Genomic DNA, 12,387 nt, shown 5'->3' on the forward strand with positions numbered 1-12,387 from the left:
CAGAATTAGAACATATTTATATCTACACCTTTTTCTTCGGTATATCCAAATGATTTCTCAGGTATATCTGCAATAAAGAACTTTAATTCAAATTGTTTAAATGAAAATTCTGGCAATAATTGTAAATCTCCCTTTAAGTATATTGACCAACATATGATCTTTTTATTAATTTCAAACTGCGAAAATGTCCATTCGTTATTTTTTATATCATATGTAAACGAAATCTTCGCCCAATCATATTTAGTCGCTGTATCATAACCTATTCCAGTTTTTAAATATTGATTTTCAATATCATAATCTATTGAAGTCGTAAGACTTTTAGACGCATCTTTGGCTTTGTAGCTCAAATCGTAATGAATATTGTTATAATCATTAAATAAATTTAAATTCCCTTTATATTTTCCACCATATTTATCGTAAAAAAGATATTTTGATTTTATTTGAGGAATTGTTTCTTTCCAATCTTCTTTTTTAAAATAATAATCATAAAATATTTCTATTTTATTTTTACCAAAGGTTATTATATCGTTATTTTCTATCTTTATTATAGGTAATTCTTCATCTTTGTGATTGTATTCAAATTCATATTTATGCTTTAAAATTGCAATCTTTAAAAAACCATTGAAATTTGTCGTAATAAATTCAAAATTTTCTTTTTCCAGAGATGTTTTTGTATTATTTTCAAATTCTAAAATACTATATTTTAAATTATATTTTGTTGTAAAAAAATGCGCAATAAATCTATCTTCTCTATTTTCTTTCATAAAATCAAAAGTTCTATTATATCTTCCATCAAAAGAGTTTTTTACATCTAATATATCCCACGATGCATCGATACCAACAAAATCGGTTAATTTGTTTGTATGCGTAGCGGGAGTGGAAATCCATTTCGGTTCATTAACTAAAACTCTATAATATTGATAATCTGAAACACCATATTGAAAAACAAAAGCTCTAATTTTAAAGTTACCTTTTGTCCCATAGGTAAAATAATTGTATATTCTATCAGGATATATATGTTTAAATGACATTCTCATCTCAGGAGAAAGAGATGAGTCTATTGAAAACCAATTATTATAAAAAAAATCATTTGAATATTTTATAGGTGTAATTTTATTGTATATTGCATCTTTTAAATATAAATTCAAACTTCTTAAATTATCTCTTTCATATAGAGCTGAAAAAGATGTTTTTATTTCATTTTTTAGAGAACCATTGTATATTTTTGAATTTGTAGATGTATTTATACTTATTTTCTTTTTATCCCACGAATCCGATAATTTAGTTGCAGGTCCAGTAATATATAGACGAGTAGAATTTAACTTAAAATAACTTTTTTTATATTTTTTTTCCAGTGAAGGTGTTGTAAGTTTTAAAAAAGTTACAGAACTTAAATTTCTATTTCTCCATGAATACGCTGAATATAATGAAAACTTACCTAAATCTGTTTTTATATCCTTTAAAGACAGAGAAAATGCATCTGAATTGTTTGAAAAACTATGAATAACCTGTGCAGAATAAGTAAGGTTTTCCAATTTTTTTGTTAATGAAAATTTCAAATCTGAAATGCTTGAATTTGAAATACTATTTGAAAACGCAAGTGTTCCAAGAATCATAGGAATTGAATATGTATAACTCATTTTTTGTGAAACTGTATTTTCTTTTGTATTTCTTGAATATTCCTGTGAATAAGATAGTATAGATTTGTCTGGAAATGTGTGATTAATTTTTACTGTAATAGTAATTGAATCATTTTTAAATGCAAAAGCAGCCAAAAATGGAGCTTTCTGTTCTTCAGCTAAACTTTGAAAATAGAAAGGAAAATAAAAAACTGGAATACCAAAAAATTCAAGTGTAACGTCACGCGCAATAAGAAATTGATCAGGATAGATTGTTACATGAGAAGATTTAAAGTAATATGTAATACATTCCTTACATGTTGTCATCTTTACTCTTTCGGAAAATACAACATCATCATCTGTTTTCTTTTTTGAAATTTCAGACCATACGCGTATTTTTACATTCTTTTTTTTTTCATTTTTAAATGATTCTATTGAATATGTATGATTTAAAATTACATCTTTACTTTCAAAATTAACTTCCATTTGAGACGCTTCTATGGTTCTTTTGCCCTGAATATATGTAACATTATCCAATAAATATGCGTTTTGAATTTGATTTTTATCATTAAGAAACCCATATCCTCTTGGAGCTTTAATAATTGAATCTTTGTATTTTATAGTTGTACTTCCTTCAAATGTAATCTTTGTTCCATCTATAGTGATATTCTCGGAATCAATAAATACCTTTTCAGAATATCCGTAATTTGCAAGAAATACCACTACAATACCAACACCAATTATTCTTTTTAAAGGTTCAATTAATTTATATGCTGCTCTTGTATCAAGTAATATAAATAATACAATTCCAACTATACCAAAAAATATATTAGGCAGCCACGGTGCAAGATATGGATTTATAATCTTCTCCTTTCCCAAAGCACTTAACCATGCACCAGACCCCTGATATAATACAACAAGTATAAATGTTGAAATAACACTCCACGATTTACTTTTCAGGTTTATAAATAATGAAAGCGCTACTCCAAGAAGCGCTATAACCATTGGCGCAACTGAATTAGAAAATTTTTCCTGATAACCAACAATTAAAGCTGATGGATCTCCACCAAGTCTTTGGGTTATTTCAATTTTGTGCTTTAATTCTTTTGTTGTCATATCATTTGGACTTTTTGAAAATCTCAGATATTCTTCAACATCCTTTGATATATCCAATTTTAATTTTTTAAATGTAATATCAAGTTTTAAAAGTCCATCATCTGTTAATCTAAAAATTCTTCCATTTTCCATATACCAGGTATCTTTATCCTTAAATGCCTTTTCTGCATGAAAAACCGTTGTTTTAGAATAATCCACCTCATATAATAATATTCCATACAAAATACCCTTATCTTTATCTATTTTCCTTACGTATAAATACTTTTTATTTCTTTCAACCTCAACGAATTTATTCATCTCTATGTTTGCTTGAGCACTTTTATACACATACTTTGAAATAGCTTCTTTTGCTTTCATATTTGATTTTGGAACTATTGTATCGTATAACGCAAAAGTAAAAATTGAAAGAATAAACGATAACACCAGAAAAGGTAATATTATCTTTTTTGATGGGATACCCAAGGACTGTAAAGCTATAATTTCATTATCATTAGATAACCTTGATAAAACCCAGAATATAGAAAAAAGTATTCCCACGGGAATACCCATCACAAGAAAATATGGAATATGGAAAGAGATTAATATAAATAATTTATCAATTCCAACTTTATTTCTTACAATTATATCTGATAATTGATACAATAATTCAACACTTACAAATACGATAAATCCAACAAGTCCCATTAAAAAAGGGGATATAAACTCTTTGGATATGTATTTCAGCAATTTTGTCATTTATCTATTCCCCCATTGAATAAAATATATCAAATCCTTCTTTTGTACATTTATATCTATCCCCGGTCAATATAAATATTGTATACTCTGCAATGTTAGCACTTAAATCAGAAAACTTTTCTATATTTGAAAGTATTTCAATATGTGCCATAATAGATCTAAAATTATCTTTTGAAACTTTCAACATTAAATTTCTTTTAAACGCTTCATACAAACTATCTATTTCATTATCGGTATTACAAATTTCTTTAGCAAGTTCAAATGACTCTCCAAGAACATTCCCGTCTTCTATAACATTTGAAAATAATTTTAACGCATCACCTAACATTCCCTGAGAAATTTCAAAGAGATCTTCAAATTGATATGGATTTATAGAATTCGGTAATTTTAAAAGATCCACATTATTTTTAGCCATTGTTTCACACATATCTGCCATGCTTTCAAGGATTCCTATTATTTTATTGCCTAAAAAAACAATTTTTAATGATTTTCCATAAAGATTATTGGTTGCTATAATCTCCATAGCCTTATATTCAAGGCGTGCTTCTACAAAATCAACACGCGCATCCTGTTCTATAATTTCTTTTGATAACTTCATATTTTTTTCAAAAAAAGCATCTTTGAACTTTAAAAACATTCCCTGGACAATTCTGCCCATTTTTAAAATTTCGTTATGATATGAAATTATTATATTCTTTGTTTCTTCTGGTAATAAATCTATCATATCAATCTCCTACCAAAGCCTAATTTATTTATTAATACTTTAAAAAATGAATAATCATTTTTCTGTGCAAGAGTTACTTTCTTATCAGATGATGAAACTAATACAGCCATTCCACTTTCAATTCTATGAACTATATCGCCATCAACAGTTACATATGCATTACCCGCATCAATATGATGAATCATTATTTCAACATAATTATCAGGAGAAATTACCAACGGTCTTATATTTAAAGAATGTGAAGCTAAAGGATTTATAGTTATAAGATTTAATGAGTGCTCAATTACCGGTCCGCCCATGGACAAAGCATAACCCGTAGAACCTGTTGGAGTTGAAATAATAACTCCATCTCCAGAATAATTTAAAACGCTTTCTCCTTTTATTAATATTTCAAGATCAACTGTTCCAATAGGCTGACTTTTCTGAATGGTTATATCGTTTAAAGATAATATTTTCTTTCCTCCAACATAGCATTCAAGCAAAAATCTATCTGAATAATGCAAATTGTTAGAAGCTATGTCTTTAGCAGCCTGTTCCATTTCTGTGCTATCATATGCAGTTAAAAATCCCAATGTTCCAAGATTTATCCCAACTATAGGTACAGAATATTCAGCAGATAATTCTGCAACTCTTAAAACAGTTCCATCTCCTCCCAAGACAATAAAAACATCAGATTCCTGATAAAGAGTATTATCAGGAAGTGCAGAACCTGCTGGCATTACCTTTAAAATTTCAATATCATTTTCTTCAAAAACATGAAGATAATTGTCTATTATTTCCTGTTTTTTTGCTTTTATAGGATTAAAAAATAAAATTCCTTTCAAGATTATCACCTCAAAACTCGAGCAAGGTCAAAAAGCGTATTAACCAAAAAGCTATCGAGTAATATTAAAATTAATATTGACACAAATGGTGTAAAATCAAACATTCCAACAACCAATCTCCCACCAAATAACCTTCTTACAGGTCTATTTATAAGTTCAGAAACCTGATCGAAAAAATTTCTAATAGGATTATGATAATTAAAGGATATAAATGAAAAAATAGAAGATATAACTATAGATATTTCAAAAAAGTTTATTACTATTCTTAAAACATTTGCTATACCATAAAAAAGATTCCCTAATATGAACATTTTATCAACCTCCTGTTGTATAATTTCGTTTTCCAAATATAAGAGATCCAATTCTCACCATTGTTGTGCCACTTTCTACAGCAATTTCATAATCATTGCTCATACCCATTGATAATTCAGTAATTTTTTTATATTTTACATTTAATTTATCTCTTAATTCTCTCAATTTATCGAAGATATTTTTTATGAGCCCTTTATCATCTGTATATGGTGCCATTGTCATTAAACCCACAACTTCTAAATTTTCATAATGCATCGCCATTTTTATAAATTCTTCAACTTCTTCTGGAACAATACCACCTTTTGTTTCTTCTCCAGAAACGTTTACCTCTATCAATATCTTTTGAATTTTATTGTGTTTTTTAGCTATTTTATCAATTTCCTTTAATTCCTTCTCACGATACACAGAATGTATATATTCAGCAATTGGAACTATATATTTAACTTTATTTGTTTGAATTCTTCCTATAAAATGCCATGTTATATCATAACCCTCTAATTCCTGATGTTTTGCTCTTAATTCCTGAGCTTTGTTTTCTCCAAAATTCTTTATTCCATATTCATATGCTGCTTTAATATAATCAACTGGAAATGTTTTAGAAACTGCCACCAATCTAATTTCGTCAAATTGTCTATTTGATCTTTCAGCTGATTCTTTTATCTTTTCATTTACAAAATCAAGATTTGATTTTATAAATTCCATATTAATTCCCCCATAACGAATATAAATTTTTATTTGACTTTTCAATTCCTAAATGTTTTAAAGCTTTTTCTGTTATCATCCTGCCTCTATGTGTTCTTACCAAAAATCCTTTTTGTAATAAATATGGCTCATATACCTCACTGATACTATCAGCTTCTATTCCTAACGAGGCTGCAAGCGCCTTCAATCCAACCGGACCACCATTATAAAAATCAATAATGGTATTTAATATCTTTCTATCCATTTCGTCAAGACCTTCTTTGTCAATTTCAAGAAGTGTCATTGTTTTTTCTGCAGTATCGACATCTATTAATCCACCATTATTAATTTGAGCATAATCTCTAACACGCTTTAATAATCTATTTGCAATCCTTGGTGTTCCTCTCGAACGTTCCGCAATTAATAAGGCGGCATCATCGGTAATCTTTACATTTAATAAATTCGCACTTCTTATGATTATTTCCTTTAATTCATGCGGTGGATAAAAATTCATTTCCATAATTATTCCAAATCTACTTCTTAATGGCGCAGCAATTAATCCTGTTCGAGTTGTTGCACCAATAAGTGTGAAATGATTTAAATCTATTCTTATTGACCTGGCACCTGGTCCTTTGCCTATAACAATATCAAGCTGAAAATCTTCCATAGCAGAATATAAGATTTCTTCAACTGATCTGTTTATTCTATGAATTTCATCTATAAATAACACATCTCCATTTTGTAAATTGGTTAAAATAGCTGCTAAATCGCCAGCGCGTTCAAGAACAGGACCACTTGTTATCTGTATATTAGCTCCCATTTCATTTGCTATTACATTTGCAAGAGTTGTTTTACCAAGACCAGGTGGCCCTGCAAGTAAAATATGATCTAACGGCTCTTTTCTTTCTTTAGCCGCATCAATGGTTATTTTTAATTTTTCTTTTACTTTTTCCTGACCAATATATTCATTTAAAAATTGTGGTCTTAAATTTATTATTGTACTTTCTTCTGGCTTTTCCTGTGGGTCAAAAATTCTTTCGTCCATATATTCCCTCCAAAAAACTTCGCTTTTATTATTATATCATATTATGATATACAAAAAATATATAATTATTGACAAAAATTATAAAAAAACAATATAACATATTAGAAACAATATACCTTCATAATTTAACACATACATATGGTAAAATATTTATAAAAGGATTTATTGACGGAGGTGTTTCAATGGCAACTATTTTCTGGTTTTTAGTGGTAATAACAATTGTAGTCTTTTTTCATGAATTAGGACATTTTTTATTTGCAAAATTGTTCAAAACCAAAGTAGAAGAATTTGCAATAGGAATGGGACCAAAGTTATTTAGTATAAAAGGTAAAGAAACAGAATTTAAATTTAATCTAATTCCTCTTGGCGGATATGTAAAAATTGCCGGTGAAGAAATGGAAGATACTGATAAAATTTCTGACGATCCATCTTTATTTTATAATAAAAAACCATGGCAGAAATTTCTCATTGCTTTTGCTGGCCCGGCATTTTCAATATTACTTGGATATATAATCTTAGCCTTTTCTGGAATGATATATGGATTTAACGAAGTTAAAATTGCAGAAGTAATACCTGATTCTCCGGCATTTTATAGCGGTCTTGAAGCTGGTGATGTAATTCATAAAGTAAATGGAAATCTTGTTTTTGACAGTTCTATTTTAAGCTTTACCATAAAAGAAGGAAAACCTGTAAAACTTGAAGTTTTGAGAAATAATATACCTGTAGAAATTACTGTAAAACCTGAAAAAACAATACCTGAATATGTTATCGCATTTAAACCTGATACAAACAATATCGAATTAACTAATAAAAAAATTCTGGAATTCAATACACATTCTGCAAATGAAATAAAGGACATTTTGCCTAATCTGGAAAAAAATGACCGTTTAATTTTGAAATTAGATGATGGAAATACTATAGAAGGAAAAATAGTAACTTATTCTATTATTCCTGAAAGATATGCTATAGGTGTATACTTTGCCTCATTTTCAAATGAAATAAATAAAGATATTGAACCTTTTAGAGCAGGAGATAGAATTACAAGTATAAACGGCATTGAAATAAAAAATGGTATTAATCTTATAGATGCACTTTCTAAAATAACTCTTGAACCTGGAACTGAATTAATCAGAATAAAAAATGGGAAAATAGTAGAAAATTACACAGGAAAAGAAAATAAAGACCTGAATATAACTGTATTAAGAAACAATCAAAAAACAAATATAAAAATTTCTAAAGATGCATTTATACAGATTTTACAGGAGCCAATGGTTTTAAAATTTGATTTTGATAAATGGAGACCAAAAGGTTTTGAGGTTATTACTACTTCAATTCAATGGGCAAATACATTGTTAAAGGCTATGGTTGATATGATTGGACAATTATTTACTGGCAAGGTTAAAACCAGTGAAGTTATGGGGCCTGTCGGAATAGCTGGAGTTGTTGGTCAAGCTGCCAAAGCCGGTCCTGAAGCTTTGATTTCTCTAATTGCATTAATCACCTTGAACCTTGGTATTGTTAATTTATTGCCTATACCTGCCTTAGATGGCGGAAGGATAGTATTTTCTATATATGAAATGATTACCGGAAAAAGAACAAATCCAAAGGTGGAAGCTACAATTCACACTATTGGTTTTATACTCTTAATGATATTATTTATTTTTATTACTTTTAATGACATATCAAGATTTTTCAAATAAACTTATAAATTAATTTTTAGCCATAATATGGTGAAATTAAACAAGAATCTTTGAATACGAGAGGTGTTTTTATGTTTTCAAAAAAAGTAGTAACTGTTGGAAATGTTAAAATAGGTGGAGATAATCCCATTGTTATACAATCAATGACAAATACAGACACTTTAGATTTCGAATCCACATTAAGACAAATAATTAGATTATCAAATGCAGGAGCTGAAATAGTAAGAGTTTCTGTAAGAACACTTGATGATATACCTTCATTTAAAAAATTATGCGAAAATTCCAATGTACCTCTGGTAGCAGATATTCACTTCGATTACAAAGTAGCAATTGAAGCTATAAAAGCTGGTGCTTCAAAAGTAAGGATTAACCCGGGTAATATTGGCGCAGAATGGAAAGTAAAAGAGGTTGCAAAAGTTGCAAAAGAATATGGAATTCCTATAAGAGTTGGTGCAAATTCAGGTTCTATAAAGAAAAAATATGAAAACCTTGTCCCAAGATATAGGGCATTAGCAGAAAGTGCTCTTGAAGAAGTAAGAATACTGGAAAAAATAGGTTTTGATGATATTGTTATTTCCATCAAATCTACTGATGCAAAAGAAAATTTCTTAGCAAATAAATGTCTTGCTGAAAAGGTTCAATATCCTATTCATATAGGTATTACAGAAGCTGGAATTTATGAGGATGCTGTAATTCTTTCTTCAGCTGGACTTGGTGCTTTGTTATTAAATTATATTGGCGATACAATAAGAATTTCAATTGCAGGCGATCCGGAAAAAGAAGTCGGTGTTGCAAGAAAATTATTAACATTATTGGGATTTAAAAAAGGACCAAGAGTAATTGCATGTCCAACATGTGCAAGAACAGAAATCAACGTTGAAGAACTTGCTTTGAAAGTTAAAGAATGGACCAAAGATATAGACAAAGAAATAAATATAGCTGTAATGGGATGTGTAGTAAATGGCCCGGGAGAAGCTAAACACGCTGATATAGGAATTGCCGGAACAAAAACAGGTGGAGCAATTTTTGTGAACGGTGAAATTGTCGAAAGTGTTTCACATGAAAAATTAGAAGAAACATTCAAAAGATATATTGAAAAAATGAATCCTGCGAATTAATCGCAGGATTTTTTATTTCTTTTCATTTTATACATTAAATCATCAACCAGCTTCAAATTTTCCTCAGGACTTAATTCATGTGATACTTCAATTATTCCATACGAAAAACTTATATTTTCTTTTATTTTTAACGTTTTCATTTCGATTCTTTTCATAATTAAAGTGGCATCTTTTTTATTTGTATTTGGAAATATTATTACAAATTCATCACCACCATATCTTGCAAAAATATCAGATCCTCTAATGGTTTCATGAACAATTCTGGCAAATTCTTTTAATATTAAATCTCCAACATTATGCCCATATCTATCATTAATCAATTTAAAATCATTTATATCAATAAATGCTATAGAAAATATTTCATTATATCTTTTTGATTTTTCACAAAGTTTTTTAAAATACCCTTCAAAAAATGCTCTATTATATGCTCCTGTTAAGTAATCCCTGATAGATGCCTCATAATATTTTTTTCTCTCTTCATTTAATTGATTGTATAAATCTTTAAAGATTATAATAGCATCTATTATATTAGTTATTTCATCCATTAAACGAATTTCATTTTTTGTAAATGAATCTTCACCCACTTTTTCATACAATATAGCTCCAAAAACCTTATTTTCTTTTTTTAATGGAACCCCATATACGCTATATACCTTTGGGTCTGTTACATGATAAATTTCATATCCTTCAGGAAGTTTAAATTTCACAGAATTTGGTATGTATATCTTCTGGGCTTTATCAATTACAAAATTAGTCAAACTCTTATTATCTCGTGGAAATATTTTATTGCTATATTCAATATTTTCAATATAACCAAAATCAATATATATTTTATTATCTTTTAATGTTGCAATTACAAGAGAATCAATAATTCCTTCTTCTCTTAATGTTTCAAAAATCTTATTGTATAATTTCATACTATCAAAACTTTGTGGAGAAAAAAGCGATAAAGTTTCTCGTCTTAATTTCTCAGCAACTTCAAGATATTTTTTATTATACAAAATGATATCACGTGTAATATCAGCAACATATATAACAGAATAGGCCTCATTATTATATATAATTCCACGAAAACCTATTTCATATAAAGTATTCTCTATCTCTTCAAGATATGAAAAATCCATTTCGTTCTTATTATCCTTAAAATATGTTAAAACCTGAAAAATCGGCATAAATTTTTTGAAATTAGGAAATTTTTCTATAAACATATCAAACGCATTTTGAGAGCAAATGGGAGGGATTTGCTGCAAATCTACCTGGAATCTTTTTGCTAATTCCGTCATTTTTTCATTTACATATATGTACTTTTTATCTTTTAAAATTGCAATTCCAACATCACTTTTATTTAAAAATTTTTCAAATAATCCACCAAGTAATTCTTTGTTTATATTTTTCCCTCCTTAATTATGAGCTCACTAAGAATTATAACATAAATATTACTTTTATAAATGACAATATAATAAAAACACATTCCAAAATCCGAATAATTTTCTAAATCCAGTAATCATATTAATTATGTAATATTATTTTAACAAAAATAGTATAACATTATATGAACATTGTTCATATAAGGAGGTGACCTTTATGCCAAAAATTTTAAAAGATGTTGAAAGAAAAATTTTAGATGCATCTATGAGAGTTATTGAAAATGAAGGTATTGAGAAACTAAATATTAGATACATCTCAAAAATTGCTGGAATAGGTTTAGGAACAACATATAATTATTTTAAAAATAAAGATGAAATAATTTTACGTTGTATAGAAATTTACTGGAAAAAAGCTATCACCGATTTAAAAAATCGAAATTTCAACAATAATGAGGATTTTTTAGACATATTATATTCAAAGATTTATAAATATCAATTTCTTTTCAAAGATTTCTGGAAAAACCATGAATTACTAAAAATTCCTCAAAAAAGATTTCATATGATAAACGAATTAAAAAAGATAATTTTAGAAAAAAGCACACTGGACAATCCTGAATTTATAATTCAAAATCTTATGGCAACAGCTGTTTGGGATTTTATAAAATATGAAGAAGTTAAAAAAATACTATTAGAAAGGATGGGATAAAAATGTTATTAGGTGCTATTATTACTATTGTATTGGCATTTGTTTTTTATACATGGGGAGTATTTGGTGAAAAAATAAAAGGTAAATTAACAGGAAAATTTTTATCTCTTTTCTGGATAGGTTTTGTCTTTGATACAACTGGAACAACATTAATGTCAATGATTTCAACAAATCCTCAACCATTTCATAAAATAACAGGAATGGCTGCAATAATTTTAATGTTAATACATGCACTTTGGGGAAGTCTTGTTTATTTCAAAAAGGACGAAAAATGGATTAAAAACTTTCATAAATTTAGCTTATTTGTGTGGTTAATATGGTTAATCCCCTTTTTAAGTGGAATGTTTTTTGGTGCAAGTAGATAATAAAATTCGGTGTGCTAACTTCCTGATTTTTTATGATATAATTTAATTATCATATATATCCTTAAAGGAGGTTAG

At 28.0% G+C, this 12,387-nt stretch carries 11 protein-coding genes; 4 read left to right on the plus strand and 7 right to left on the minus strand.

Going from position 1 to position 12,387, the window contains the following annotated elements; all coding sequences use genetic code 11:
* Positions 1–5: 5 nt before the first annotated feature.
* The 6 genes from LN42_RS05030 to ruvB are packed head-to-tail and all read right to left on the minus strand — an operon-like array spanning position 6 to position 7,056.
* The gene (locus LN42_RS05030; protein ID WP_014296431.1) at positions 6–3,470 is read right to left on the minus strand and encodes an LptF/LptG family permease; all 3,465 of its coding nucleotides are present in this window, start codon (positions 3,468–3,470) and stop codon (positions 6–8) included.
* Positions 3,471–3,474: 4 nt separating this feature from the next.
* Positions 3,475–4,194, minus strand: coding sequence for a DUF47 family protein (locus LN42_RS05035; protein ID WP_014296432.1), 720 nt, complete (start codon positions 4,192–4,194; stop codon positions 3,475–3,477).
* Positions 4,191–5,018, minus strand: coding sequence for an NAD(+)/NADH kinase (locus tag LN42_RS05040; RefSeq protein WP_014296433.1), 828 nt, complete (start codon positions 5,016–5,018; stop codon positions 4,191–4,193). Before LN42_RS05040 ends, LN42_RS05035 begins: the two co-directional genes overlap by 4 nt.
* Before the next feature lie 5 nt (positions 5,019–5,023).
* The gene (locus LN42_RS05045; protein ID WP_014296434.1) at positions 5,024–5,329 is read right to left on the minus strand and encodes a YggT family protein; all 306 of its coding nucleotides are present in this window, start codon (positions 5,327–5,329) and stop codon (positions 5,024–5,026) included.
* A 4-nt stretch (positions 5,330–5,333) separates the two neighbouring features.
* Positions 5,334–6,032 (minus strand): YggS family pyridoxal phosphate-dependent enzyme, encoded by a 699-nt coding sequence (locus LN42_RS05050; protein WP_014296435.1) that lies wholly within the window; start codon positions 6,030–6,032, stop codon positions 5,334–5,336.
* A gap of 1 nt (position 6,033) precedes the next feature.
* Positions 6,034–7,056 (minus strand): Holliday junction branch migration DNA helicase RuvB, encoded by a 1,023-nt coding sequence (gene ruvB / locus LN42_RS05055; protein ID WP_014296436.1) that lies wholly within the window; start codon positions 7,054–7,056, stop codon positions 6,034–6,036.
* A 182-nt stretch (positions 7,057–7,238) separates the two neighbouring features.
* Here ruvB and LN42_RS05060 point away from each other — a divergent pair, with 182 nt between their 5' ends.
* Entirely contained in the window at positions 7,239–8,756 is a 1,518-nt protein-coding gene (locus LN42_RS05060; protein WP_050899156.1) for a site-2 protease family protein, read from the plus strand.
* 71 nt (positions 8,757–8,827) lie between these two features.
* Positions 8,828–9,874 (plus strand): flavodoxin-dependent (E)-4-hydroxy-3-methylbut-2-enyl-diphosphate synthase, encoded by a 1,047-nt coding sequence (ispG, locus tag LN42_RS05065; RefSeq protein ID WP_014296438.1) that lies wholly within the window; start codon positions 8,828–8,830, stop codon positions 9,872–9,874.
* Here ispG and LN42_RS05070 read toward each other — a convergent pair.
* The gene (locus LN42_RS05070) at positions 9,871–11,157 is read right to left on the minus strand and encodes a GGDEF domain-containing protein (protein WP_014296439.1); all 1,287 of its coding nucleotides are present in this window, start codon (positions 11,155–11,157) and stop codon (positions 9,871–9,873) included. The genes ispG and LN42_RS05070 overlap by 4 nt on opposite strands.
* 301 nt (positions 11,158–11,458) lie before the next feature.
* Between LN42_RS05070 and LN42_RS05075 the strand changes: the two genes are divergently transcribed.
* Positions 11,459–11,947 carry a TetR/AcrR family transcriptional regulator gene (locus tag LN42_RS05075; RefSeq protein WP_075780442.1) on the plus strand — a complete coding sequence of 163 codons (489 nt, stop codon included), beginning with the start codon at positions 11,459–11,461 and terminating at the stop codon, positions 11,945–11,947.
* Positions 11,948–11,949: 2 nt separating this feature from the next.
* A complete protein-coding gene (locus tag LN42_RS05080) occupies positions 11,950–12,312 on the plus strand; it encodes an HsmA family protein (protein WP_075780443.1) in 363 nt (120 codons plus the stop codon).
* Positions 12,313–12,387 lie beyond the last annotated feature (75 nt).

The organism is Marinitoga sp. 1137, from assembly GCF_001941525.1.
In the GTDB taxonomy this organism is placed as follows: Bacteria; Thermotogota; Thermotogae; order Petrotogales; family Petrotogaceae; genus Marinitoga; species Marinitoga piezophila.